Below are 26,072 nucleotides of genomic sequence, written 5' to 3' on the forward strand. Positions count from 1 at the left end.
CCGTCGCCCCTCCGAGCACACCGCCCAGCAAGCCGTCATCACCGGTCAGGCCGCCAAGCAGGTCGGTCCCGCCAAGCAGACCGCCCAGCAAACCATCGTCACCAGTCAGGCCGCCGAGCAGACCCTCATCCCCCAGGACCCCGCCCAGAAGCCCACCTTCGCTGCCGCCGGTTTCATCGGTTGCGCCGAGCAGGCCGGTGCCGATCAAATCGCCCACAAGCCCATCCGCCCCGGTGATATCCCCGAGCAAACCATTATTGCCGACCAGATCGCCCAGAAGCCCTTCGGAGCCCGTGACATCGCCAAGCAAGCCGCTGTTGCCCGTCAGCCCACCGAGCAAACCGGTATCGGACACCAGACCGTCCAGAAGTCCCGTGTCTTCGCTCACGATGCCATCGCCGAGAATCGGTTGTCCCAAAAGCGCGGTCCCGAGGTCGCCGAGCAGCCCGTCGGCGCCGACGAGATCGCCAAGCAGTCCTTCGGACCCCGTGATATCGCCCAGCAAACCGTTATTGCCCGTCAAATCCCCCAGGAGACCTTCATCCCCGATCAGCGGATCCAGGAAGCCCTGCTGCGCCCCATCCGTCGGATCGGTGCTGTCCGTCGGGTCGGTGCTGTCCGTCGGGTCGGTGCTGTCCGTCGGGTCGGTGCTGTCCGTCGGGTCGGTGCTGTCCGTCGGGTCGGTGCTGTCCGTCGGGTCGGTGCTGTCCGTCGGGTCGGTGCTGTCCGTCGGGTCGGTGCTGTCCGTCGGGTCGGTGCTGTCCGTCGGGTCGGTGCTGTCCGTCGGGTCGGTGCTGTCCGTCGGGTCGGTGCTGTCCGTCGGGTCGGTGCTGTCCGTCGGGTCGGTGCTGTCCGTCGGGTCGGTGCTGTCCGTCGGGTCGGTGCTGTCCGTCGGGTTATCCCCACCGCCACCGCCACCGGAAGCCAGCAGACCAAGGCCAAGTGCGCCAAATGCCGCCGCGGCCAGCGCCTGATCGGACATGCCCGTCCCCAACCCGGCCGCAGCGATCGCGCCTTCGGCCCCCATCACCGTCCCGTCTGCGAAAACCAGACTGTGCAGGGAGTCATTCTCTGCCGGAGTATAGAAATCATTGACCAGAATCTGCCCCCCGCTCTTCAGATCAATGATCAGATCATCCCCTTTGCGGGTGTAGCGAAGCACATCTTCGCGCAGCACATCAAGGTGAATACCGATTTCCTGTCCCGCTTGAATGGAGCTGGTGGCCATGTGTCTGTCTCCTCATTCTTGCCGGGCTCCCATCGCCCAAACAAAAGCATTAGTTACATCTAAAGTATATATCTTTCCTCCAAAAGGCCTAGTCAAACGAATAATTGCGCTTTTTGACAGAGAACGCATTGTTTCCATTTTCGTCCGGCGGTTTCCGCCATAAAAAAAGGCCCCGTCACCGACGGAGCCTTTGAGTTTACCGCGTGGTCGCGGATCAGATCAGCCCATCGTCTGTGAGATCGAGGCCGGACAAAAGGCCATCATCCCCGAGCAGACCGCCAAGCAAGCCATCCTCGCCACCGAGCAGACCGCCGACAAGACCATCGTCCCCAAGCAAGCCATCGGTCAGACCGCCCAGAAGACCATCGCCTTCGGTGCCATCGCCGAGAAGGCCGACGCCAAGAAGATCACCCACAAGCCCGTCCGCCCCGGTAACATCGCCAAGCAGACCCTCGTCACCGACCACATCGCCCAGCAATCCTTCGGAGCCCGTCACATCGCCCAGCAGGCCGGAATTCCCGGTCACGTCCCCGAGAAGACCGCCATCGGCAATCACCGGGTCCAACAGGCCATCTTCGGCACCTGCGGTCTCGAGCACACCGTCCACGATGCCGGAAACACCGCCCAGAAGCCCGTCCTCGCCGCCAAGCAGACCTCCGAGAAGGCCATCGTCACCGGTCAGGCCACCGAGCAGACCATCTTCGCCACCAAGGAGCCCGCCAAGAAGGCCATCATCCCCGGTCAATCCGCCAAGCAAGCCATCCTCGCCGCCCAGAAGGCCACCGAGCAGGCCGTCATCGCCACCAAGGAGCCCACCGAGAAGGCCATCGTCACCGGTCAATCCGCCAAGCAAGCCATCTTCGCCGCCCAGAAGGCCACCCAGCAGGCCGTCATCGCCACCAAGAAGACCTCCCACAAGGCCATCTTCGCCGGTCAGCCCGCCAAGCAGACCATCTTCGCCCCCGAGAAGACCGCCGAGCAGACCGTCATCACCGGTCACGCCGCCCAGAAGCCCGTCTTCACCAAGAAGACCACCGACGAGGCCGTCCTCACCGATCACGCCGTCAAGCAGACCGCCGACAAGGCCCTCGTCGCCCAACAGGCCTCCCACCAGGGAGTTGTCGCCGAGCAGACCGTCCAAAAGACCGCCGGGGCCGGTAATCCCGGACAGCAGCCCGCCCACGAGGCCGCTCGGAGCCAAGAGACCGCCAACGAGACCATTTTCGTCAAGCAGGCCACCGACAAGACCGTCTTCTGCAAGCAGACCACCGACAAGACCGTCTTCGGTCAGCAGGCCACCGACAAGACCGGTGTCGCCCAACAGCGCGGAGGTGAGGCCGGTGGAGCCGAGCAGACCTCCCAGCAGGCCGCTGCTGTCCGTCAGGACCGAGGTCACGCTGGACAGCGGGTCGTCGCTGACCGAGGAGCCGTCGCCCAGAAGGCCACTGCCCGTCAAAGCACCGAGCAGGCCACCGGCGCCGGTGATGGCGCTCAGAAGACCGTCGTTGCCGATCAGATCGCCCAAAAGCCCTTCGGAGCCGGTGATCGCCCCGAGGGTGCCCTCGTTGCCGGTCAAGCCACCAAGAAGGCCCTCGTCTCCGACCAGGGAATCGAGCACGCCAGCTTCCGCCGTATCCGTCGGATCCGGTTCGTCCGTCGGGCCCGGCTCATCCGTCGGGCCGGGTTCATCCGTCGGCCCCGGCTCATCGGTCGGATTGTCGTCATCGTCATCATCGTTTCCGCCTCCGAGACTCGCGCCCCCCGCCAAAAGTGCGGCGCCGAACGCGGCCGCAACGGCACCGACATCATCCGGAATGATCCCCGCACCGAGGCCAACAGCCTCTTCTTCACCGTCGAAAATTCCTTCGATCCCGCTGAAGGACCCGTCCGCCAGCATCAGCCGGTGGGCGCTGCCATCGGCCGCAGGCATATAAAAGTCGCTGACCGTAATCCGGTCTCCGCCTTTCAGTTCGACGACGAGATCGTCCCCGGATTTGATGTAGCGGCTGATGTCGCCCTTCTCAGCGCCGATCATCACATCGACAGCAGCGTTTGCCTTAACAACGGTTTTGGCCATTTTAACGTCCTCTGGTGGTTCGGGCCGGAAACGGCCGAAAGATCACGGGGGAGCATTACACCCCTTTGGCTATGGTCATACACTATACTTTAGTTCGATCAATATACGTAAGGATATATTATACAGAAAGTCTTAGAAAAATGTTGTAGCAAAACCACGGCACAAGCTTGTTTCGGGCTAGGCTCTGCGCCAATACTAAAGAAGATATGCGACTGTTCACCCCTGCGAAACGATTGCGGCGAAATGTTTGCCAAAAGCGTTTCTCTCCAATCCCCCGAACAAGCTCCCCAACGCAGATCACACGGATCGAGACATCAAGAAGAGGGCGCCCATCGTGACCGATTCCCCCCCGCCGGACAAAGGCCAGACACCCCCGGAAACACCCGCCGCTGCACTCCGGGACACGAACGAGGCCCAGCTCGCGGCACAAAATGCCACGCGTCCCGTTCTTCAGACCATCGCCCGCATGATCGCAACCGACCGCCGGCCCGCGGCTTTGCTGTCGGAGACGGCCAAACTGCTTCTCGCCAACGCCGCCGCCAGGCAACTTGGCCTGAGCGAAGATGTCCTGCGGCACAAACTCGACTGGCCTCTGCTGTGTCAGCAGGCCCTGCGGGCGGGCAGTGTCGCCCTTTCGCTCAAGGTCGACGCCACCTCTCACGCCGGGGAACTCGTGCACCTTCCGCTCAACGGGGCGAACGGCTTTCTGTTGCGTCTGGCGGAAACGGAGCAGGAATCCACCTGGCTTGAGAACCGGGCACGCGCCGCGACCCTGCTACGGGTTGCACATGACTTGCGCACGCCCATCCAATCTCTTCTCGCAACGGCAGATGCGGTCCTCGATACGACCGGAGACAGCCCGCGGCAGGACATCGGCACCACCCGTGCGCAGCTCCATGCCTCGGCGGAACGCGCCCTCGATCACATCAATAATGTGCTTGCGGTCATCCGGGGCGAACAAAGCGCGAGCGGGTTGCAGCAGGACGAAGATTTTTGCCTCATGGAAGAGATCCGCGCCATTCTTGCGATGATCTTTCCGATCGCCAAAACCAAGCAGACGGAAATCCGGGTGCGATTTGAACCGGCGGAGGATATCTGGGTCAACGGGCCCGTGCGTTTCGTCCGCGCCCTGTGTCAGAACATCTTCGACAATGCCGTCAAACATGGCGGGCCACGCGTCGAGATCACGGTCCGCTGCGAGGCCCTTTTTGCCACGCCCGCCCCCGATGCCCAGACGGGCTGGCGCATCGTTCTGGACGTCCAGGATTTGGGTGGCGGCCTGCCGGATGACCAAAAGCTCCGCTTGCGTCGCGCGCTCGGCCCGAAAAGCATTGATCTGAAAGGCCAAGAGGAAACCGGCGAACCGCCCAGCACGCCCCCGGAACGCACCTCTGCTGGCCTGAATGTTCTCGCCCATGCCCTGCATCAACTGGGAGGGCGCATCACCGTGCGGGACCGCTACCGGAACGCAACGGAAGATTCCGCCGAACATGCGGAGATCATCGGCACGACGATCACGGCGAGCTTCGATCTCAACTGGGCCGAACCGCGGCTCAAAACCGAACCCGAGAAGGCCGGCGCGACCACGACACTTCTGCGGGGCATCTCCGTCCTGCTGGTCGAGGACAGCCCCTCAAGCCGTGACTGGCTCACGCATATTTTGCGCAAGGGCGGCGCGACCGTCTACGCTGCGGGCAATGGCATGGAGGCGCTGGCCCTGCTGGCCCAGGAGGAGCGTCAGAAAGACATTGATCTCATTCTCACCGACATGACCCTGCCGTTCATGAGCGGCGTCGAACTGGCCCGGCGCATCCGGGAAAAACTCCGGAGCGGTCGCCTAAAGTGGTCCGGCTCGATTGTGGGGCTGACGGCCCATATCGACGCGCGCATCCGAAAAGCCTGTCAGGAGGCCGGAATTGTCCGTGTTCTCGACAAGCCCATTCGTCCACAGCTACTTCTGAAAGCCCTCAAGGACGTCACCGAAAGCACGAAATCTCAGACCGGAACATGCGCCCCTGCCGTCCCGACACAGGAGAGCAGCCCGCCCTCCACATGTGGCATTCTGGCTCTGGATACAGTTCACGACCTGACGGATCAACTCGGGGTTGAAGGCACCAAATCCTTTATGCTCAGGGCGCATGAGGAAGCCCGCGCAATTCTCGAAAGCATTCGGGAAGACGGCATCACAGCGGACACCGGTCGGCGCCTTCATGCGGCAACGGGGGCCTGTGGTCTGACCGGACTGGCCGCCATAGAAAAAAACTTGCGGGCCCTGGAACTTGCCGTCGACGAAAGGCGTTCTAATCTTAACGCACTGGCTGCTTCCTTTGAAAACGCTTTGGACTCGACTTTTCAGGCGATTGAGGAAATAAGCTCACGACCACAAGCACAGGGGTGAATACATTTTTGAACATTGACACAAAGCACGGCGCACTCTCTCTGCCGGGAGATCTTGCGCACGCCCCTGGTGAAAAAAATAATATCAGCAACAGCGCCCCAACCCCATCGCAGAGAGATATGACACAATCTGAACCCACCAAACTTCGCATTCTGATTGCCGACGATCACGCAATGGTCCTTGAGATGTTCAAGCAATACCTCTCAAACCTGCCGGATATGGAAGCTCACACAGCGCCGGATCTCGATGCAGCCGTGGCGGAAATCGACCGCAATGGCGCTTTCGATCTCGTGCTTGTCGATCTCAACATGCCCGGCATGAACGGAGTGTCCGGCTTGGGGAAAGCTCTGGAACACAACGCGGGCAAACCCGTCGGCCTCCTGACCAGCAACCCTTCCTCGCATGTCGTTTCGGAAATCCTGTCTCTGGGCGGCGCCGGTGTGATCCTCAAGACGGCCTCTCTGAAAGACCTGGCCAATGAAATCCGCTTCATGGCCGCCGGTGGACGCTATGTTCCCGTCGAACTGATCGACCAGAAAAGAGTCAAATCGCGCGAAACCGGCAATGCCACCCTGTCCGACCGCGAAATGGCAGTGCTCGATCTTCTGTCCGAGGGCAAGCAGAACCGTGACATCGGCGAAACTCTGGGCATCGCGGAAGCCACCGTGAAGATGCACGTCAAATCCATCTGTTCGAAACTGGGCGCCAACAACCGGACACAGGCGGTGATTGTGGCGCGCGACATGAACCTGATCTGACACCGCAGCCAGACAAGGATCTAACAGGGATCGTCCGCGGAGGTTGAGCCTCAGCGGACGATTTTGTTTCTGGCACAGGCCGTTGCAAGCCGATGAGGGGGAAACGATCAGGCTTAAAGTTCACGGAGGGGCGAACTTTTGCGGGCTGGGGGCCTGACCTGTTCAGTGGTGAGATGAATCATCATCGGCTTGCAACGTCTCGAGTATGCCCATCGGGCAACGGCTGAGGAGGGTGTCGTCACTGGCTCCGAGATCCTGAAGCCGGGCACCATCCACCCACATTTCCGTTGCGATGGCCAAAATACGAATGCCGGGCACCATCCGGCGAATTTGGTAACATACGTCCGCAGTGTCTTCTGGCGACCCGAAGAAATCTTCATCAATCACCAGCGCCTCAAGACATCCTGCAAATTGGCGCACCATAGTCAGGGCTCTGCTCTCTTCTTGCGACCGTAAAAGGCATGCTTTCCACCCGGTGCCGGGATGGCTCAATTCATAGGGCAGATGCGGCCAGTCTGCCAAAACCAGCATGAGACGTTCTTTCGGCGCCTTCGCAAAAAGCGCGCCTTGGGTGACGGACGGGATGACAATCTGGGGCTGGTACATACCGGATCTCATTTCTCTCGTTCGTGACAGGGACGAATCACACGCATCTAAATAATGTCTTTAGGTTAGGTTCATATCTTAAGTATGTATACTTTTTTCTCTTTTGGGGTGGCATATTTTCTGCCAACAGGCTTTTCTGGAAGCCGCCACATAAAGAGAACAGACATGACCAAGCCCACAATCGTCTTCGCCGGCTCCGTCTACCCCGGGCAATTCGGCGGGCTCTGCGATTATCTGCGCAGCAATGGCCTGGCAGACAGCTATTTCCTGACCACACCGGGGTATCGAAACAAGAATCTGCACCACGGGCCGCATATTCTGGGCTTTACCCCCGACGGCAAAATCGTCGGACCGCAAAGCTATTACTATTCGGCAAAGGTCGAGCGTTCCGCGCGTATTTCACGCGGGCTCCTGAAGGCGCTCAAAACCTTCGAGACACATAAGAAGATCGACGTCGTGGTCACACATTCTCTGTGGGGCGCGCCGCATTTCCTTTACGATGAAATCGACGCAGCGATTGTCAGCTATATCGAATTCCCGAGCTATCGTGCGCATGGCTGGGACCCGTCCTACCCGCCAGACGAGGCGCAGCGGATCGGGGATCGCAACATGGAAATGCTGCATTTCCACCAGGCGCTGTGCAGCGATCTGGTGATCTGCCCGAGCCATCACGCCAAATCCATGTTCCCGCAGGCCCTGAGGTCGAATATCGAAGTGCAGCTCGAAGGGTTCGATTTCGCCTCCGATCCGACACCGGAGCCTGCGGACGCCCCGCGCCCCTTCACCATCGGCTTTTCCGCGCGCGATCTGTCGAGCGCGAAAGGCTTCGAGACCTATGTGCGCCTCGTGGACCAGCTTGTCGCGCGCGGCGTCGAGGCCGAGTTCATCGCTCTGGGAGACGCCGAGGCCACAACCTACGGCTTTGAAGCGCAATGGGTCGCGCGTCACTACGACGGGGCCGTGGCCTCGTTCCGCGATCACCTTTTGCGCGTCTACCCTCATGCGGCAGAGAAGATCCGCTTCCCCGGCAAGCTGCCTTACGATGAGTTCGTCCGCGAAATCTCCGGGATCGACCTGTTTCTCTATCCGCTCAAATACGGTGTGGCGAATTGGGGGCTGGTGGAAATCCTCGGACGGGGCGGCTGTGTGATCGCCCCGGATCGCGGCTATGCCGCCGAGCTCATTCAGGATGACGTCAACGGACGGCTTCTGCCCGATGACGATGCGGCGTGGATCGCGGAAATCCTTGCCCTGATGGACGACCCGGCACGCCGCTACCGCTATGGCACCGCGGCGCGCCAATTGGCCCGACAGGCCTACAGCCTGGCCGCCGTCGCCCCGCGCTACATGCGGCTCTTCCGCCTCGCGATGGACAACCGGCGCGCCCGTTCGGCAGGTTAGAAACGGGTGCTGATGCTGAACCCGAAGGCTTGGGTCTCGTCCCCGTCTTCCTGTTCCAGTGGCTTGGCCAGATAAAGCGACACGGGCGTGTTTCCGACATCGAGCGTCAGGGTCAGCCCCACACTCGTGCGCCGATGCCAACCGTCGTCGATGCCTCCCGACAGGGTATTGTCCAGCCCCCAGGCCGCCCCGCTGTCGAGGAAGACGCCGCCGCGCAGAGGGGCATTCCAGACATCGCCGAATTCCTGTTGCAGCTCCAGAGACCCGACAAAGAACTGATTGCCGCCTAGGGCATCGCCGCTGTCGCGCGGCCCGATCCCGCGCGGCGCAAAGCCGCGAAAGGTGTTCGCGCCGGGGAAATAGCGGTCGATCCCCCGCGTGTCATTGTCGTCCAGCCCATGAACCTTGCCGCCGTTCAGCCCGACCAGAAGGCTCAACCCGTCCGCGAGCGGCAGCGTGGCATTGGCCTGAACCCGGGTGTCGAACAGGCGCTCATCGGAACCGTAATTCCAGAGGTACTGGTCGAGCCGAAGGCGATAGGCCCCCTGCCCGCCGAAGATCGGCTCACCGTAGGACAGCGACATATGCAGGAAAGGCTCGGAAATGCTGTCCGTCTCCTCCTGAACCAATAGCGCGCTCGCCCCGGCCTCGACATCGAAAAGCCGATAGTCGCGATAGCCGATCCCGGTCTCGATCCGAAGCGCATCCGATGGCGTCCAGGCGACAAAGACCTCGCCCAGGATTTGCTCCTGCGTGTAGCTGACATCGTCATACTCGCGCCGCATCGCCGAGAAGCGCAGCCCCAGATCGGTGTGAGCGTCAAAAGCATCCGCACGATAGAGCGCACCGGAAATCCGCTCCACCTCGTCATTGTAATCGAGGCTCAGCGTCGCGAAGGTTTTCGGCAGGAAATTGTACTGCTCGAAAGCGAGGCTCCCCAGAAGCCCGTCCTGCGAGTCGTAAGCCAGCATGGCTTCGATCTTGCCCGGACGAGTGTTGAGTTCCTGCACCTCGATCACCAGCGTCTGCGCCTCGGTATAAAGGCGCACAGTTTCGAACACCCCGGTCGACATCAGACAGCCCTCGATGGCACGCAACTCAAGCGCGGAATAGGCCACCCCGGCCTCAACGCCACAGGTGGCCTGAATGTCGTCGGCGGGAATGAATTCCGCCCCCCGCACCTCGACGACCTGAGCCACGTTCGACCAGGCCGGCAGGCCGGACAACACGGTGCCGCTGAGCACCGCGCAGCAGGTGGCAAGCGCACCGAAAGAACCGGGACGGCCAAAGCGAAGGCCTTGTTTGAACTGCAACACGTTGGGAACTCTCTTCGTCAGATGTCAGGAATGGCGCTTATCGCAGACGCGCCTTGATCAGAGGACGGGTCAAATAGCTCAGAACCGAGCGCTTGCCGCTTTCAATGTCCACCTGCGCGAGCATGCCGGGGCGGATGGCGTAGTGCTCGCCGTAGCGTTCGAGATAACTGCGTTCTGTCCGCACCATGACCCGGTAGAAATCCTGCGGCCCCTGCGCGGTGTCTTCTTCCACCGTGTCCTCGGAAATTTGCGTCACCGTGCCACGCAAATCGCCATAGGTGGAAAAATCATAGGCGGTGATCTTCACGCTCGCGGGCATGCCCGGCGCCACGAAGGCGACATCCCGTGGCAGAACCTTGGTCTCGATCAGAAGCTGATCGTCCGTGGGCGTGATCTCCATGATCGGTTCGCCCGGTTTGATCACGCCGCCCAGCGTGGTGACCTCGATATTGTTCACCCGCCCGGCCACCGGAGAACGCAGTTCCGTGCGCTGATATTCATCGCGTTTCTGAACCAGATCCTGTTCCAGAGACATCAGCTTGGCGCGCCGCTGTGCCAGATCCTTGTAAGCGTCCTGCACATAGACATTGCGGGTCTCGTTGATCTTGCCGTCCAGCTCCGCGAATTTCTGTTCGAGCTGCAAAAGGTCGATGCGGCTGACCGCCCCCTGCGCCGTGAGCGGGCTGGTGATGTCGATCTGTTGCCGGATCGTCGCCCGTTCCGCCTCAAGCGCCGAAAGAGACGCCTCCAGCTTGGTGCGCCGCGCCTCGAACAGGCGCAATTCGGTCGCCTCCGCCTCATTCGGGTCGTCCCCGAAATCGAGCACCGGACGTTCCAGCACCTCCGCCTCCAGACGCGCCACTTCGGCACTCAGGGCGACGATTTCCGATTGGGTGGCAAGAAAGGCGGACTCGGAACGCGTCGGGTCAAGCCGCACCAGAACCTGCCCTTCATCGACGATGTCCCCTTCCTGCACCAGAAGCTCGGCGAGGATACCGCCTTCGAGGCTCTGAATGGTCTGCATCCGGCGCAGCGGAATGACCCGACCGTCGCCGCGAGTGATTTCGTTGACCTGCGCCAAAGCGGCCCAGCCGATCGCAATCGCAATGGACAGAACGATCAGTTTGATCGTAAGCCGGGCCTTTTTCAGCGTCTGACGGCGATAGCTGCCGTCAATGTAGCTGGTTTCGATCAGGTCTGTATGACTGGTGCTCATGTCACAGCTTTAACCGGATGTTTCTGTACGGAAGTCGCACGGGCGGCATTGAGGATTTTCAAGAGATCGCCATCTCGTGCCACACGGCCCTCCTTGAGGACGATCGCCCGCTCGGTCAGGCTCAGCAATTCCCGTTTATGGGTCGAAATGATCGTCGTGCGCCCTTGCAGCCATTCCTTGAGATGCGCAATCACCTTGGCTTCGGTGACGTGATCGAAGGCGGAGGTGGGCTCATCCAGCAGAACGATCTTCGGGTCCTGCAACAGGATGCGCGCCAGACCGATCGACTGTCTTTGCCCGCCGGAAACATTGCTGTTGCCGGTGAGTTGCAAATCGAGCCCGCGCACATGGCGGCGCACGAACTCGCCCAGCCCGACGGCATCCAGCGCCTCAAGCAGCTCGTCATCGCTATGGGTGCCGTGGTCGAGCAGGAGGTTGTCGCGCAGCGTCCCTTGGAACAGGGCCACGCTCTGCGGCAGATAGCCGATCTGGCGGCGCCGGTCGATCGGGTCGATCTGGCTCATCGCGAGATTGTCCAGAAGAACGCTGCCGGTGGCCGGATCGGTCAGACCGGACAGAAGACGCAGCAGGGTCGATTTGCCCGCCCCGTTGCCGCCCAGAAGCGCGACATGCTCCCCGGCCTTGATCTCGAGCGCGGGAATGGAGATCACCGGCGGCGCGGAGGGATCGTGACGATAGGTCACCTCTTCGAGAGCAAACGCCCCCGAGAGGTTCGGCGCACGCACGAAATGGCGGTCGGACGGGCGCTCGACCGGAAGCGACATGATCTTGTCGAGCCCTTCCATCGCGGCCCGCACATGTTGCCAACGCGCCAGAAGGCCCGAGACCTGCCCCATCGGCGACATGGTGCGGCTCGACAGAAGCGTACAGGCGATGAGCGAGCCAACGGTCAGTTCCCCGGCACTGATCAGATAAACGCCAGTGATGATCACCCCGGCATAGGCGACTTTTTGCACCGCGCTGACCATGTTGGTCATCAGCGAGGTGATCTCGCGGGTGCGCACGGCGGTGGTCGCCATGGTGGCCGTCAACTGCGCATGGGCGCGTTGCAACCGGCCCTCGGCGCGCGCGGCCTTGACGGTTTCGAGGTTCGAGATGGTTTCCAGCAACAGTCCGTTGAGCGCCGCCCCTTCACGGGTATTTTCGCGCGAGGCTGCCGCCAGACGTTTTTGCAGGAAAATCCCCGGCAGAACGGTCAGGATGACACCGGCCAGAACGACAAGGGCAATCGGCCCGCCGATGAAGGCGATGATGCCGACAAAGATCAGCACGAAAGGCAGATCGCAGATCGCGGTCACGGTGGAGGAGGTGAAAAACTCCCGCACCGTCGCGAAATCACGCACCTGATTGGCAAAGACGCCAGACGAGCCGGGCTGATGCGCCAGACGCATATTGGCGACCTTGTTGAACAATTGCGCCGAGAGCCGCAGATCGAGATCACGCCCGGACACGTCGACCAGAGAGGCGCGCACGATCCGAAGCGCCACTTCGAGCACAATGGCGATGCCGACGCCGCTGGCGAGAATCCACAGCGTGTCGAAGGCGTTGTTCGGCACCACCCGGTCGTAGACCTGCATGGAAAACAGCGCCGTCGCGATCGCCAGAATATTGGCCGCCAGAGAGGCCAGCATCACATCGCGGTACACCCACCAGTTTTCCATCACCGGGCCGAAAATCCAGTGACGCCCGTCCTTCTTCTTCTGGTCCAGTCGATTGGACACGATATCGAGCGGCTTCGAGATCAGGATGCGCCCGTCAAAACGCTCTTCGAGCGTCGCCCGATCCCAGATCGCGCGCCCACCGCCGGCTTCCGGCAGGATGACCTTGGCCTCGGTGTCGGACAGGGCCTCAAGGACGACAATGTGCCCCTCTTTCAGAAACAGCAGAACCGGCAGGCTGTGTGTCGGGAAGGCACTGAGGCTTTCACGGCTGATCCGGCAGCTCATATTGGCGCGCCGCAGCGCGCTCGGCGCCAGATCGGGGCTCATACGCTCCCCGGCCTTCGCCGGCAGACCGTCGGTGAGTTGCGCCAGAGATGTGGAAACGCCCTGAACCCGGCATAGCTCGATCAACCCGAGGGCAAGTGGGTCTGATATGAATTGTTCTTGTTTCAAAGGTCCAATCCTCTCCCAGCCCTCATTGTCCGACCGATGACGACAGGATCAATGTCCCCAGCACACCAAGGTCGCGCGCGGTCTCGTATTCCGTGCGTTTGCGTTCATCATAACTGTCGATCTGTTCAATCTCGGCATCGTAGAGATCGCGCCCCGTGGTCAGCAGATCAATCAATTCGCGCTGACCGCCGATGAACTGCTGTTCATAGGTGTCGAGGACCCGCTGGGATTCCGTCAGTTGCGCTGCGCGGGACATTTCGCTCCGACGCAGCATCTCAAGGCTGACCAGCGCGGTGGTCGCGGCATTGGTCAGATCCTTCTCGACCCCGCTCATCGTCGACTGGGCCGCGGCCAGCTCCAGTTCCGCCGCCTGAACTTCGCGCCGCCCCAGACCGCTCGAACTCAGATTCATGCTGGTCGCAATCCCGACCGCCGTGCGGCTGTTGCCACCATCGAGATCGACACGCCCCTGCGCCTGAAGCGAGATCGTCGGGAAACGCGCGGCTTTTGCGGTCTCGACACCGGCTTCGGCCTCATCCGCCGCAGCGCGGGCGGCAATATAATCAGGGGAAATACGCACGGCTGTCTTCAGTCGCGCGGGGTCCTTGTAAATCTCCGCGAAACCGAGCGCGGGAATGTCGGCGACCCCGCCGGGATCGCGCCCGATGAGATAGGCGAGCTGCGACAGCGCCATCTGACGGTTGGCGACAAGCTGTGCCATCTGATCTTCGGCGCGGACAATCTCCAGACGCGCGCGCGCAACCTCCGCCGCATCGCTCACACCTGCGCGGGCCCGATCTTCGGCCTGTTTGGCGATCCGGCGCGCAAAAGACAGGTAGTCGCGGGTGCGCGCGATCTTGCGGTCCATCACCTCGACATCGAGGAAATAGCCCGCCAGGTTGAATGTCAGATCCTCGACCGCCATTTTCAGATCGGAAATCGCCTGAACCCGGACATGAGACGCGGCCTTGATCTCACTGCGGATCAGCCCCCAGTCGAACAGAACCTGCGTGACAGTGAGCGAAACGCCCGCCCCATCGCCATCGGTCGTGCTGCTCTCCGCCGAGAGGCTGATCGAAGGGAAATATGCGTCTCGCGCAGCCTGAATCTCGATGGTCCTGCGGCTGACCTGCTGACGCAGCGCATTCACTTGCGGGTCCTGTTCGGTCGCGATCAGGGTGGCTTCCTGAAGCGACATCTGTGCGAAAGACCCCGCGCTCGACATCAACAGAACAGTCGACGATGCAAGCACACCGAGCGCAATGCGCAAGCGAAAGGAACGGAACATCCGGGAACTGCTATCTCGTTTCATAAGGTATTTTCCGCGAACAGATCAGACAGCAGGTCGGAACCGGCATCCGTGAGATTGCCAAACAAAACATTGATTTCAGGTGATGTTTCGACATCCGCCTCGCCAAGCGCGACAGCGTCCTCATCGGCATCAATCGCCATCAGGCGCTCCTCAAGCTCGCTTGCCGCAAGCGCATCGACAGCCGCGCTCTTCGGGCTGCCGCCCTGCGAGGAGCTGTCGTCGAAAAAGTCCACGGCGCTCGATGTCGCCAGGCCGGCCAATCCGGCCCCCACCAGCAAAAGCGGATCGGTGCCCTCGTGCGCGATCCCCTCGCCCGCCTCCGATGGCGCCTGAGGCGCGTCAGACACCGACATTTCGCTTGCGACATCAGCACCTGCCTGCAACTCGGGCTCGGGGGCCATCAGTCCGGTCACCAGGACATCTCCGGCCTGAGTGACCAGACGGCTGTAATCTCCGTTCTCGCCCATGACAAAGAAATCGTCGACGTAGAGAGAGTCTCCCGAAGCGAATTCGACCGTCAGATCCGTGCCGATTTTTTCATATCCGGAAATATCTTGTGCGGATACCGACAGAAAGAGTTGCTGCGGCACCTCAAGAGAAAGGTGTGACGCGACCTGTCGCTGGGCTTCCCCTTCATCGCCATAACTGCGCAACACAACCTCAACGGGCATCTATTTCTCCGTCCCCCAGAATTTCAACGCCACACCCAATCCTCGACCCCGCATCCATGCGGCACAAATAAAAGGTATATCTTGGAATCATCTATTAACAGCTTTCCGCCACTTTTGGGATAGGAAAACTATTCTAAAGAATGGAATACAAACACCTTGTATAGAGTGGCATAAAAACCCCACCGAAGGCAACACGATAAGAGCTATGCGAACTATATTCCCATACGTAAGTTTAACTCAGAGCCCTCAAACGTCTCCCTCATCACCGACGCCAAGCCCCGAGAGCAAACTGTCGCCATCGCCGAAGAGCGCGCCAAGCGCCTCTTCCACAACCGCGTCCCCCAGAATGCCGTCGGAACCGCCATCACCAGCCCCCTCATCCCCATCGAGAAGCGCTCCAAATTCACTATCCGCACCGAGAATGTCCCCCATGCCGAGCCCAAGGATGTCGCTCAACAGGCCGTCAACCTCCGGGTCGTATTCCACAGCCGGACCGTGAGTGTCTGTCGGATCAATGATGCCACCATCGACAAGCATCCCTGCAAGGCTTTCAATCCCGGCGAGCCCGGCAAAGAGATCGTCAACGACACCCCCTGCCCCCACGGCTGCGTCATCGAGCGCAAGGCCGAAGGGATCGTCGTCCCCCAGAAGCCCGGCCAGAAGCGGGTCCTCCGCTCCCGGATCGCCCTCGACGGCACCCCCACCAAGCAAGCCATCCAGAAAGCCGTCATCGCCGTCCACCAGATCGGAAACGCCGTCACCAACGGCATCCACCGCCTCCCCGACCCCCGTGACAACAGCTTCCACGGCCTCGGGTACAGCCTCGACAGCCTCGTCGACCGGGCTCGCGATCTCGGCCGTTTCACTGGCAAGGACTTCGTCCTCAACGGCGGCGGTGTCTTCACTGCCTCCAAGCAGACCGCCCAAGAGACTGTTTCCACCCAAAAGCGTTCCGACCAGCCCATCCTCTCCGAGCAAGGTCCCGACAAGGCCGTCCGAGCCAAGCAACGGATCGAGAAGCGGCACATCATCGACCAACTCGTCGAGAAGACCGTCTTCACCGACGATTTCATCGAGCACGCCCGCCACAAGGCCGTCCTCCCCCACCAACCCGGCGACGACACCGTCTTCACCAAGCAGCGGATCAAGAAGGCCCGTCAAAAGACCATCATCGCCAAGGAGATCGCCCACAAGAGGAACGTCTCCGAGCAGATCGTCCAGAATGCTGTCATCGCCGAAGAGCCCGCCCAACAGACCATCGTCCCCGACGAGAACCTCGACCAGAGCGTCGAGCAGCCCATCTTCTCCGGCAAGGCTTTCCAGCAGTCCGCCCTCGCCCACCAGTGAATCCAGAACGCCATCCTGACCGAGCAGACCGGACAAAAGCCCTTCGTCGCCGACAAGACCGCCAAGCAACCCATCCTCGCCCAGGAGACCGCCGAGAAGACCATCTTCGCCAAGAAGCGCGTCGAGCAGATCGTCGATGAACCCCTCATCGCCCAGCAGACTGTCCAGCAAACCGTCTTCGCCGACAATGCCGTCCAGCAACCCGCCCACGACACCGTCATCCGCCGTAAGACTGTCCAGCAGATCGACACCCTCTTCCGTGGCAGTCTGCGTCAAGGATGTGACCGCGGTCAGGGTGGACGCCACCCCGTCTTCGCTGGCATCTTCCGGCAAAGAGGTCGCGACGGGAATGTCGGCGGCCGTTTTGATCGCGCCTCCGGACAGCGCAACACCATCTGCCGCCGCATCCAGAACATCCGCCAGACTCGCTTCATCGAACAAGTCGCTCTCGAAGCCCGCCACCAGCGCCCCGTCGCTCAAATCGGACAGGACACGAACACCGTCTTCCACGGTGACGTCAGAGGCGAACAGTGGCGACACGCCCCCCTGATCGGTGGAAAAGATCACTGCATTGGACGCGCCAGCCCCGGTCGCGACAGGGGCCGCCTGAGCCCCAAGCCCGCCGGACTGCGCAGCCAGGCCCATGCCGATCGCACTGGCCGCGACAGAAAAGCCGGTTTGCCCGGAACCATTCGAGGAAGAAACGCTCGAAGCGCTCGGAATGGATGCGCTGAAACTGGAGGCGATATCACCTGCCCCCTTGCGCACCCCAACGTCGCTCGCAGTCTTATCCTTCGCCACTCTCTAGGCTCTCCATGCTAAGTGATCGCATCTTGTCGCACTCACGACGAAGACAAGACCGGGCCTACGCGCAATTGCACACCACGAACGAATCCGAAAGCGGCAAACGCAGACCTATTACCACCGATAGTATGTATAAATCTATCCCTTTGCAACATCATGCTCGACCAGAGCATATCCAGACCACAAGCGCATAAAGCTTAGTGCCTTTCGAGAAAACAGACGAAGAGCCGAAAACGTCATCTTTATCATGCAAATGCGACAGCACCCGATGGGTATCGCCCCAAACATGCCGCCACAAACCCCACGACGATACGAGTTACCACCCAGACCATTGCGCCCGCCACAACGTAAAATCGCGCGCCCCCGAAAGCCCCCAGCGCAACGAGTCCGAACAAGGCCGCCCCAATCCAGAATGTTCGAATAATATAGAGAAAATGGGCATCCGATATCGAATTTTCTCTTTGAGACCAATAGGCCGATATCACCCCGGCAATTGCGAAAACCGGGATCACAAGACCTATCGCCATACATCCGTAAAGGATTTTCGCTTTCACAAGAACATCATGGCCCTCAGCCCCCCTATCATCCCGGGAGGAAAGACCGCTCTTCAACCAGGCCATCGAAGATCACCGCCTCAGCAAGATATAAACTAAAGTAAATGTTACAACTAAAGTATATATTCAAGCAATTCATAATTTTGCGCTGTCAGACGAATCCGAACTTCCTTCAACATGGACAGTGGACCGGTCCTTTCAGCCACGCTGTGAAGCTCGTCGGCAAGATTCAGAGCGCGTGTCCAAGTCCACTTGTTGATCGTGCCGAAGTACCTCAAGGAGACTTTTCCGCGGCTCAGTGACCTTCTGCTCCCTAGGATTTGCTCTGTCTGAGCCCATCGTATTTCAGGGTCAATGTCTTGGCGCCGGTCACGCCGCCCCTCCTCTCAAATCCGCATAGATGGGAGCGATTGAGGCGCCGTAAGAGACAGTCGACGACGTTTCACAATTTGTAGCACAAATTTGTGCACAAAAATCGCTTAAGTCATTGTTTTTGCATGATGTGAAAAATGAGATGGCGGAGGAGGTGTCGCCCATCGTAGATTCTGGGGTATTCCTGAAATTTGCATTTTGTTCCTAATATAACAACGTATTAGTCGATTTTCGCGTTCCGACTAATTCTTGTGGATTCCTGCTATTTCCCGTTTTAAAAGGGGGAACAAAAGAGGGAACATAGTATAGTTTTTTATGGGAAACGGGATGGGTAAGAAACTCACGGCGACCTTCGTGCGAAATATTCAAGCGCCGGGGAGCTATTCGGATATGGGCGGCATGGGGCTGCGTCTGCGGGTCAAACCGGATGGTCGGAAAAACTGGATTCAGCGCCTCACTGTGCGCGGGAAGGTCAGGGAGACCGGTCTCGGGTCTTTCCCGGTTGTGACCCTCGCCATGGCGCGTGACAAGGCGATTGAGAATAAGCGCATGGTGATCGACGGGCTGGACCCGATTGAGGAACGCCGCAAGACACGCGCCCGGCTGAGTTTCGCGGATGCTGTGGATCGCTACATTGACGTGAAGGTGCGGGAGCTTCGGAACGAGAAACACCAAAAGCAATGGCGGTCTACGCTGGACACGTATGCCGTGCCGATCATCGGGGCGCTGCCGGTCGATAGCCTGACCGTGCATGACGTGCTGCGGGTGCTTGAGCCGATCTGGACGACGAAAACCGAAACCGCGACCCGGCTGCGGCAACGCATGGAAGCGGTCCTGTCATGGGCGAGCGTGTCGGGGTTCCGCACCGATGCAAACCCGGCGATCTGGAAAGGCAATCTCTCGGAATTGCTGCCCAAGCCCGGCAAGGTCGCCAGCAAGCGCCACCATGCGGCGGTGCGTGTCGCGGATATGCCCGAATTCTGGCAGGCGCTGTTGGCGCGGGACGGAATGAGTGTCATGGCGCTGCGCTTCCTGTGCCTGACGCTCGCGCGTTCGGGCGAGGTGCGCGGGATGGTCTGGAACGAGGTGGATTTGGACAACCGTCTGTGGGTCATTCCGGCAGAGCGGATGAAAGCCGGGCGCGAACATCGTGTGCCGCTTCCCGATACGGCGGTGAGCCTACTCAAGGCGGTGCCCCGGGTGAAGGGCTGTGACCATGTGTTCTTTTCGACCCGCAACGGTCCACTCTCGGATATGTCCCTGTCTGCGGTCATGCGACGGATTGACGAGAAAGCACAGGAAACCGGCAGCAAACGCTTCCTAGACCCTCGCTCCAACCGCCCAGCCGTCCCGCATGGCCTGCGCTCCACCTTCCGCGATTGGGCGGCAGAGAATGGCGTTGATCACATTCAAGCCGAGTTGGCGCTGGCGCATACTGTTGGAAGCGAGGTGGAAAGGGCGTACCGGCGCACGGATATGGTGGAGCAGAGACGGGGGCTTTTGGAGAAGTGGGTGGGGTTTGTGGGTGGGTAGGAGGAGCAGGAGGCTTGGCCTCAACGACACAGCCTAGCTTCCAAGGATTTCATTCGAGAGATCCACACGCTAGGGCTTTTCAGGAGCGCGCGCCGGATGAATTCAGCGGCAGGAGAGTTGATCTTGGTGTGTTATGAGATTCTTGCTGCAAGGATACTGCGCATAAGTTATGTCTTTTCTGCACACATATTTGGTGTTCTTTTGCTGTCAGCACTAGTTGGTTGACAGTGCGCGCGAGCGGTTTAGTTATAGCTTAACAAAATTCAGGCAGGTTGCTTTGAAAGATGGGTACGAAAAAGTCGCTGAAGGAGCCTATTGTGAGGTATGGCTTTCGAAAAAAGCGATCAAAATCCTCAAGAAGGCGCCGCCAAAAGATCGGGGACGTATTGGGAATATTTTCGAACACCTGTGTGAGCAAGGTCCTGAAGACCTGAATGAAGAACAGTTTAAGGCCGAAGGTCGTTTTCCGACCGGAGGACAAAAGAGCAAGAATGTGATGATATATGTTGGAAAGTCGTATCAACTCCGCGTGTACGGGTGTTGGAATGATGGCCCGCCCAGACAATTTGAATGCCCAGAAGCCGTAATCAAGAAAAAAAATAGGGCAGATCAAGAGGTGCTAAAACGAGTAGCACGCAATTTTGGAGAATAGAGATGGCGATCAATAAAGAGCTGTTTGGCCCTCAAAATGACGGCGAAAAAGAAGCGTTCGCGATTGAGGCACTCGTTTTCTCGGTTCAGGTCGCGCTTCAGAAAGCAATGAACCGCAACGGCGTTACGAACAAACAACTGGCTGAGCGTTTGGGGATGACGCCGGCGCGAGTTTCACAGATCTTCTCGACGAAAGGTGCAAACCTGACTCTGAAGACGATTGCTCGCATTCAGGAAGCGCTGGGGGAAGAGTTTGAGTTGATCTCGAAACAAGACATTCGACGCCCGGTGAACACTCGACGTGTCCAAGAGTTCAGGCTTTATGTGGCGCGTGGAAATTCGTCCGTATGGAAAGAGCAAGCGCCGACCAATCACAATGCGAAGGTCGAAAGAGTAGCTGCGTGATGGCTGGTGTAATCCCAAAAGCTGAAACTAGCGAGGTTAAACCACATAGCGAAAAGTTCGAATTCGACTATGAAGTTTATGCTGACATCTCCGTTTCGGCGATACTGTCCGAAATCAGGCTGATCGGGTCTGAGTATTCCGTGAAACCAGAAATTTTCCGTGTACTCGAAGACCTTGGTAACATGGCTCATGATTTTTCTGGTGTATGCAAAGCTCTCGACTTTATCGAAGAGGAAGGTGTCGCGATAGGGCAGTATAGCTGGACTGCTTCTATTAAGTATGGCCGGAAGAAAGTGCTCAAACTATCGACAAACTATTTGGTTACTTATGAGGGGCTTGAAGGAAAGGATGGTGATCACGTCGCTGTCTTTTTCAATAAGGTCGTTCGCTTTGCGACCTACCCCTACTTTCGGGCACTCTTTAGTCATCATACTGCGGAAACGGGCATTATGATGCCGCCTTTGCCGTCTCTCAATGAGCGAGTTGACTGAAGGAATACTGCATTTGCCATGTGTTGTGACCGGCGCCGCTATCGCGCCGGTTTTTTAGTGTCGGATCGGACTCGACATTTGAGCGAGCTTCGTGGAGCGCGGGATGGCTTCTGCACGATTTATGTTCACTTTCTCCTGCCGAGAATCTAATTGGTTTTTGAAATGTCCAGGTCGATCCCAAGCTTGATCCATGCCTCAATCGTATCTTTCACCTGATCGAACATGTATTCGTTCAGGTTTTTTGAGTCCCACACCGTCCAGACATATGGAAATCCTATTTGCCCAACGATGAGCTTGCTCTGGTCGTAGCCCGGAGCAATCGCGCCGCGAAATGTCGAGTTCAAGTAGCCAATACAAACACCACTGTCTTCGCGGGAGGCTCGTACGTGTAGGTTGTATTCTGCGATATTTTCGCGGAGTAAAGGGTGCGGAGCGTGCGGAAGTTCTGCTTTAAATTCGGGCTCGTCTATTACGTTGAATCCTGCGAGTGCCAGTTGGTCTTCTGCGTACTTTTTCGTCTCGCGAATGTTGGTCCAGCAACCGTTGGTTGCGTCGTCATTTAGCCGCACATAGACCCCATCAAAGTCATTTGGTTCCCAGAGCGGGTCGGCGAAAATTGGCGCTGCAACTAAAGCGGTTTGCACCACAATAAGGCCTCTGAATACTGATCTAAGCAATGAGGCTCCTCCAATGCCGTGAAACTATATCGCCCAAATTCTGAGGTGCAATGATAGTCAAAGAAACGCGTGGAAAAGTGCAGAAATGTTTTGATCTGTGCAGACGAAGAAATCGGACATTTGCTGAATTCCTTTGTGAAATGGAGCCACAGCTCTCATCGAAAGGTTCGCGCATTCTGAAAATGGGTATTTTTTGATTCGAGGTTTTGGCGGCTTCGGCACCCGTTTTCGATCTGATTTGTCCGAAAACGCCGTCTGAAATCGTCAGCTTGGAGTAAATAAGCTGGGTATTTATCGGTTCATAAGCTTATTAACGGTTTGCAATCTCAATGGCTCTCAAAAGCAGGGGTTTTGAAACTATGACTATCCGAATAGGTAAATAACGAAGGGCGCGCTTATATACCCTTGATTGGCAAATTTGAAATCTCGAAACAGGATTATCATATTGATAAATTGTATTTATTTTCGCCTCTGGGGCGCATGTCGTCTATATTGACTTACGTACTTTAAGCCTGAGTTCATAAGTCGATTTCATTTGAATTCTGCCCCCGTCTTGCGCTTATTTCGGCCTTGCGAGGCGCTTCCCGGTGGTAGGCGGCTTGTGTCGGAACCGATGCGCTAACATCGGTCCCGACGAGTTGGGACTCAGCAAGACCCACTCCCTCATATCGCCAGAAACATGACCGCGTCAAAGCTCTTGGCGCGGAACAGAGGAGGTTTGTCCAAAATGGAAAGCCGTGTTCTGAGACGACCCGAGGTCGAACATATGGTGGGCCTGTCCCGCTCGACGATTTACGCGATGATGGCCGAGGGGCTTTTCCCGAAGCCGGTGCGGCTGGGACGCCGAGCGGTCGGGTGGCGCGAGGCGGATTTGCGCCGCTGGCTTGCAAGCCGGGAGGTGTAAGCGATGGAGGGATCAAGCCCGACGCCCGGCAATGTCTCGGCCAATCAGGGCCATTGCGAAACCGCCGCGAACTATCGCTGCGTCATTGTCACACATGGCCGCTACCGGGTCGCGATCTGTCGCGATGGGGTGCAGTGGCTGTTTCAAAAATGCACCCGCGAAAAACCCTGTGCTCGGGCGCGCTGGAAGACGGTCGGGTACTTCGTCACCCGCGAGGCGCTGCGCGCGCTCCAACACAGGTCTACGGGCGCGAATTGGCCGGAATTGGACGCACTTCCCGAGGGAATGAATCGGGAGACCAAAGAATGAGCCGCGCGGAGAACCTGACCCGTCAGCTCGGCGGGCGCTGGCACGGCCATTACGGTATGGCACTTTGCCCTTCACATGAAGATCGCAGGCCAAGTCTCAGTATCGCATTAGGAAATGACGGACGCATTTTGCTCAAATGCCACGCGGGATGCTCTTACGCGGACATTCGCGCGGCGCTTGAGGTGGGCGGTATGGATCGGAGCACGTTGCAGGGCAATCCGGCCATCGATCCCGAACGAGACGCGGCGCGGCGGGCCAAGGCGGAGGCGGAGCACCGTAAGCGTTCGGAACAGGCACGGCGGCTTTGGGAGGTCGCGCAACCTATCTACCGTAGCGTAGCGGAGACCTACCTACGTAGGCGCGGGATCAGTTGCGCGCTACCTGATACGCTACGCTACGTAGAGAATTGCTGGCACCCGAGCGCCAAGCGGCTGCCAGCCCTTATGAGCTACGTATCGGGCGGGACCGGGTTTGCGGTGCATCGCACTTACCTACGTACCGATGGGAGCGGTAAGGCCCCCGTCACGCCCGCCAAGGCCATGCTCGGGCGCACCAAGGGCGGAGCTGCGCGCCTAATTAGGGGCTACGGGCGTTTGGTGGTCGCGGAAGGGATCGAAACCGCTCTTTCCCTCGCCTCGGGCCTAATTAAAGATCGCCCGTCGATCTGGGCCGCTTTAAGCGCGTCCGGGATGATCTCCCTGCGCCTGCCGCAACAACCGGGCCTGCTAACCATTGCCGGGGATGGTGATCCTGCCGGACGCGCGGCGGCGGAGCAACTGGCCCGGCGGGCCTCGGACATGGGCTGGCAGGTCTCGCTCATGACGGCCCCCGAAGGGAAAGACTGGAATGACGTGCTGCGGGAACGGGAGGGGGCGCTGTGAACATGCTGCCGCAAGAAACCCCGTTCCTCGGCGACTGGCCCGTACCCTCACCACGTCTCACGCAGGGCACGACCTTGCCCGCGCCGGAATTGCCTCTCACAGATGTGTTCGGGCCGCTCTGGGCCGATTGGATCAGTCGGGCGGCAGAGGCCAAATCTGCCCCGCCGGATTATGTCGTGGCGGGTCTGCTCGCCACGGTCGGTTCGGCCATCGGCAACACCCGTTGGGCTGCACCATGGGAGGGCTGGCAAGAGCCGCCGATCCTCTGGACCATGGCGATTGGGTCGCCGTCTTCGAACAAATCGCCCGGCCTCGACGCGGTGCTGGGACTGATCAAGGAAGTTGAGCGCGAGAAGCGACAGGCCATGGAAGGCGATCTGGCGGAGTGGCGCGAGAAAGCCGAGATTGCCAAGCTGGCGGAAAGCGCGTGGAAAGAGGCGGCAAAGGCCGCGCTGAAAGACGGGAGCGAGCCACCGGAGCGCCCCGATACGCTACGTATCGAACCTGAACCATTCCTTCCGCGCTTTTCGATTGCAGACGGAACTGTGGAACGGTTGGCGGTGATCGTCTCGAAACAGCCGCGTGGCACCTTGCTGGCGCGCGATGAGCTGGCAGGGTGGTTACAGGGTATGACGCGCTATTCCGGCGGTGGCTCTGACCGGCCTTTCTGGTTGGAAGCCTATGGCGGGCGGGCCTATTCGGTCGAACGGATGGGGCGGGAGCCGGTGCATATCGACCGGCTGTCCATCGCCGTCACCGGGGGCATTCAGCCGGACCGGCTCAAGTCCCTGCTGCTGCGGAGCGATGATGACGGGTTGCTGGCGCGGTTCATCCCGATCTGGCCCGATCCGGTGCCGCTGCGCAGACCACGCACACAGGCCGGGGCGGAACGCTGCGCCATGGCCCTTCGGCGTCTCTACGGCCTCTCGATGTATCGCGACGAAAACGACAGGGAGCGGCCTTGGGTCATGCCCTTCTCCGATCCGGCGCGGGATGTGCTCGACGCCTTCCGCCTCTCGGTGCGGGCGTGGGAGCGCGATGCGGAGGGGCTGCTCTTGTCTTTCATTGGCAAGATGTCCGGTCTCGCGGTGCGCCTGTCGCTGATCCTGTCCTATCTCGATTGGGCTATGAGCGATGAGCCGGAGCCGCAAGAGATCAGCCATAATGCTTTGGGACGGGCGGCGCATTTCATTGAGTTTTACGCCCTGCCGATGGCACGGCGGGCCTATGCGGATGCGGCGACTTCGAAAGCCGAACGCGGCGCGCGGCGTTTGCTCGATGCGATCCGGGCGCGGGGCTGGCCGCGCTTTACAAGCCGGGAGGCTCTGCGCCTTGATTTGTCCGGCCTCAACTCCGTAGCACAGCTCAACGCGGCGCTGACGGTGCTGGAGGACGGGGACGCGATCCGCCCGATTGCACCGCCGCCCAATCCCAACGGAGGTCGCCCCACACGGCTCTTCGCGGTCAATCCGGCGCTCTTGGCAGGACTGCCATGAGCGTCTGGCTCGATGCCGCCCGGCAGGGTCCGGGGGCGATGACAAAACTGACAAAACCGACAAAACTCAAGTCCGGGCGGGCTGCCGGTCCGGGCGTTCCGGGGGAGGTTTTGTCAGTTAAGTCGGTTTTGTCAGAGGGGGTAAGGCTTGCCCCCTCTGATCAATTCGACCTCTGGGAAGAAGGCGCCGCAATCCTACAATTTGACGCCGGGATGAGCCGGGAGCGAGCAGAAAGCGAGGCGGCAAGGCGACTCGGGTTGTCACTGTTTGACATGCAGACATTGGTGGAGAGTGCGGCGAAAGCGAACTAAGAGCCCATATTACCGGATGCTGCGCAGCGCATGAGCGTCAATTTTGTGGAAACGACACGCTCATTGTGCGGCGACTGAGCTACTCCCCATTTCTGGTTAAGTCCAATTTGAAAAATTTAATTATGAACGCGCGCGCTGGTCGATGTTCGCATCCTGTAATTCGCCCCAAGCGCAAACTCGTAAGCAACCACTCATTCGCTAGGAAAAAAGTTATAAGAA

At 59.5% G+C, this 26,072-nt stretch carries 24 protein-coding genes; 13 read left to right on the forward strand and 11 right to left on the reverse strand.

Features of this window, described 5'->3' with window-relative positions; genetic code table 11:
* Both NH195_RS20805 and NH195_RS21125 read right to left on the reverse strand, forming a co-directional pair.
* Window positions 1–1,228, reverse strand: a 1,228-nt coding sequence (locus tag NH195_RS20805) for a BapA/Bap/LapF family prefix-like domain-containing protein (protein ID WP_081423835.1), incomplete at its 3' end; no start/stop codon positions are given.
* A 214-nt stretch (window positions 1,229–1,442) separates the two neighbouring features.
* A complete protein-coding gene (locus NH195_RS21125) occupies window positions 1,443–3,305 on the reverse strand; it encodes a BapA prefix-like domain-containing protein (protein ID WP_066705328.1) in 1,863 nt (620 codons plus the stop codon).
* 334 nt (window positions 3,306–3,639) lie between these two features.
* Here NH195_RS21125 and NH195_RS07945 point away from each other — a divergent pair, with 334 nt between their 5' ends.
* Both NH195_RS07945 and NH195_RS07950 read left to right on the forward strand, forming a co-directional pair.
* A complete protein-coding gene (locus NH195_RS07945; RefSeq protein WP_066705331.1) occupies window positions 3,640–5,703 on the forward strand; it encodes a hybrid sensor histidine kinase/response regulator in 2,064 nt (687 codons plus the stop codon).
* 119 nt (window positions 5,704–5,822) lie between these two features.
* The gene (locus NH195_RS07950) at window positions 5,823–6,461 is read left to right on the forward strand and encodes a response regulator transcription factor (protein ID WP_066705333.1); all 639 of its coding nucleotides are present in this window, start codon (window positions 5,823–5,825) and stop codon (window positions 6,459–6,461) included.
* A gap of 162 nt (window positions 6,462–6,623) precedes the next feature.
* Here NH195_RS07950 and NH195_RS07955 read toward each other — a convergent pair whose 3' ends face one another.
* Complete coding sequence (locus NH195_RS07955; RefSeq protein ID WP_066705335.1) at window positions 6,624–7,067, reverse strand: hypothetical protein; 444 nt, start codon at window positions 7,065–7,067, stop codon at window positions 6,624–6,626.
* 165 nt (window positions 7,068–7,232) lie between these two features.
* On the opposite strand from NH195_RS07955, the gene NH195_RS07960 reads away from it, so the two are divergent.
* Window positions 7,233–8,468 carry a glycosyltransferase gene (locus NH195_RS07960; protein WP_066705337.1) on the forward strand — a complete coding sequence of 412 codons (1,236 nt, stop codon included), beginning with the start codon at window positions 7,233–7,235 and terminating at the stop codon, window positions 8,466–8,468.
* On the opposite strand, the gene NH195_RS07965 is transcribed toward NH195_RS07960, so the two are convergent.
* The 6 genes from NH195_RS07965 to NH195_RS07990 all read right to left on the reverse strand — a co-directional run bounded on the left by NH195_RS07965 (window position 8,465) and on the right by NH195_RS07990 (window position 17,110).
* Window positions 8,465–9,784, reverse strand: coding sequence for a BamA/TamA family outer membrane protein (locus NH195_RS07965; RefSeq protein WP_066705340.1), 1,320 nt, complete (start codon window positions 9,782–9,784; stop codon window positions 8,465–8,467). The two genes, NH195_RS07960 and NH195_RS07965, sit on opposite strands and share 4 nt — an antisense overlap.
* A 37-nt stretch (window positions 9,785–9,821) precedes the next feature.
* The gene (locus NH195_RS07970) at window positions 9,822–11,000 is read right to left on the reverse strand and encodes an HlyD family type I secretion periplasmic adaptor subunit (protein WP_081423836.1); all 1,179 of its coding nucleotides are present in this window, start codon (window positions 10,998–11,000) and stop codon (window positions 9,822–9,824) included.
* Window positions 10,997–13,135, reverse strand: a complete 2,139-nt coding sequence (locus NH195_RS07975) for a type I secretion system permease/ATPase (RefSeq protein ID WP_081423837.1) — start codon at window positions 13,133–13,135, stop codon at window positions 10,997–10,999. The genes NH195_RS07970 and NH195_RS07975 overlap by 4 nt, the downstream gene beginning before the upstream one ends.
* 22 nt (window positions 13,136–13,157) lie before the next feature.
* Window positions 13,158–14,423 (reverse strand): TolC family protein, encoded by a 1,266-nt coding sequence (locus NH195_RS07980; protein WP_066705343.1) that lies wholly within the window; start codon window positions 14,421–14,423, stop codon window positions 13,158–13,160.
* Window positions 14,424–14,443: 20 nt separating this feature from the next.
* A complete protein-coding gene (locus NH195_RS07985; protein WP_066705344.1) occupies window positions 14,444–15,118 on the reverse strand; it encodes a BapA/Bap/LapF family prefix-like domain-containing protein in 675 nt (224 codons plus the stop codon).
* 246 nt (window positions 15,119–15,364) lie between these two features.
* Window positions 15,365–17,110 carry a hypothetical protein gene (locus NH195_RS07990; RefSeq protein WP_155846111.1) on the reverse strand — a complete coding sequence of 582 codons (1,746 nt, stop codon included), beginning with the start codon at window positions 17,108–17,110 and terminating at the stop codon, window positions 15,365–15,367.
* Here NH195_RS07990 and NH195_RS21130 point away from each other — a divergent pair.
* Window positions 17,109–17,273 carry a hypothetical protein gene (locus tag NH195_RS21130; protein ID WP_155846112.1) on the forward strand — a complete coding sequence of 55 codons (165 nt, stop codon included), beginning with the start codon at window positions 17,109–17,111 and terminating at the stop codon, window positions 17,271–17,273. The two genes, NH195_RS07990 and NH195_RS21130, sit on opposite strands and share 2 nt — an antisense overlap.
* Before the next feature lie 241 nt (window positions 17,274–17,514).
* Here the strand turns inward: NH195_RS21130 and NH195_RS21445 are convergent, their stop codons facing one another.
* Window positions 17,515–17,889 carry a hypothetical protein gene (locus NH195_RS21445; protein ID WP_066705347.1) on the reverse strand — a complete coding sequence of 125 codons (375 nt, stop codon included), beginning with the start codon at window positions 17,887–17,889 and terminating at the stop codon, window positions 17,515–17,517.
* Window positions 17,890–18,522: 633 nt separating this feature from the next.
* On the opposite strand from NH195_RS21445, the gene NH195_RS08000 reads away from it, so the two are divergent.
* From NH195_RS08000 to NH195_RS08010, 4 genes are all read left to right on the forward strand, one after another.
* A complete protein-coding gene (locus NH195_RS08000) occupies window positions 18,523–19,728 on the forward strand; it encodes a tyrosine-type recombinase/integrase (protein ID WP_066705349.1) in 1,206 nt (401 codons plus the stop codon).
* Window positions 19,729–19,945: 217 nt separating this feature from the next.
* Window positions 19,946–20,380, forward strand: coding sequence for a hypothetical protein (locus tag NH195_RS21135; RefSeq protein ID WP_155846113.1), 435 nt, complete (start codon window positions 19,946–19,948; stop codon window positions 20,378–20,380).
* A 2-nt stretch (window positions 20,381–20,382) separates the two neighbouring features.
* Window positions 20,383–20,784 carry a helix-turn-helix domain-containing protein gene (locus tag NH195_RS08005; RefSeq protein WP_066705352.1) on the forward strand — a complete coding sequence of 134 codons (402 nt, stop codon included), beginning with the start codon at window positions 20,383–20,385 and terminating at the stop codon, window positions 20,782–20,784.
* Complete coding sequence (locus NH195_RS08010; RefSeq protein ID WP_066705356.1) at window positions 20,784–21,275, forward strand: hypothetical protein; 492 nt, start codon at window positions 20,784–20,786, stop codon at window positions 21,273–21,275. Before NH195_RS08005 ends, NH195_RS08010 begins: the two co-directional genes overlap by 1 nt.
* A 146-nt stretch (window positions 21,276–21,421) precedes the next feature.
* On the opposite strand, the gene NH195_RS08015 is transcribed toward NH195_RS08010, so the two are convergent.
* The gene (locus NH195_RS08015) at window positions 21,422–21,922 is read right to left on the reverse strand and encodes a hypothetical protein (RefSeq protein WP_066705359.1); all 501 of its coding nucleotides are present in this window, start codon (window positions 21,920–21,922) and stop codon (window positions 21,422–21,424) included.
* 757 nt (window positions 21,923–22,679) lie between these two features.
* On the opposite strand from NH195_RS08015, the gene NH195_RS08020 reads away from it, so the two are divergent.
* The 5 genes from NH195_RS08020 to NH195_RS08040 are packed head-to-tail and all read left to right on the forward strand — an operon-like array spanning window position 22,680 to window position 25,853.
* The gene (locus NH195_RS08020) at window positions 22,680–22,856 is read left to right on the forward strand and encodes a helix-turn-helix transcriptional regulator (protein ID WP_081423838.1); all 177 of its coding nucleotides are present in this window, start codon (window positions 22,680–22,682) and stop codon (window positions 22,854–22,856) included.
* 3 nt (window positions 22,857–22,859) lie between these two features.
* Window positions 22,860–23,165, forward strand: a complete 306-nt coding sequence (locus NH195_RS08025; RefSeq protein ID WP_066705364.1) for a hypothetical protein — start codon at window positions 22,860–22,862, stop codon at window positions 23,163–23,165.
* Window positions 23,162–24,046 (forward strand): DUF7146 domain-containing protein, encoded by an 885-nt coding sequence (locus NH195_RS08030; RefSeq protein WP_066705366.1) that lies wholly within the window; start codon window positions 23,162–23,164, stop codon window positions 24,044–24,046. Before NH195_RS08025 ends, NH195_RS08030 begins: the two co-directional genes overlap by 4 nt.
* Window positions 24,047–24,048: 2 nt before the next feature.
* Window positions 24,049–25,542 carry a DUF3987 domain-containing protein gene (locus NH195_RS08035; protein WP_066705369.1) on the forward strand — a complete coding sequence of 498 codons (1,494 nt, stop codon included), beginning with the start codon at window positions 24,049–24,051 and terminating at the stop codon, window positions 25,540–25,542.
* Window positions 25,539–25,853 (forward strand): hypothetical protein, encoded by a 315-nt coding sequence (locus tag NH195_RS08040; protein ID WP_066705370.1) that lies wholly within the window; start codon window positions 25,539–25,541, stop codon window positions 25,851–25,853. Before NH195_RS08035 ends, NH195_RS08040 begins: the two co-directional genes overlap by 4 nt.
* Window positions 25,854–26,072: the final 219 nt, after the last annotated feature.

This window comes from Celeribacter ethanolicus (assembly GCF_001550095.1).
Lineage (GTDB): Bacteria > Pseudomonadota > Alphaproteobacteria > Rhodobacterales > Rhodobacteraceae > Celeribacter > Celeribacter ethanolicus.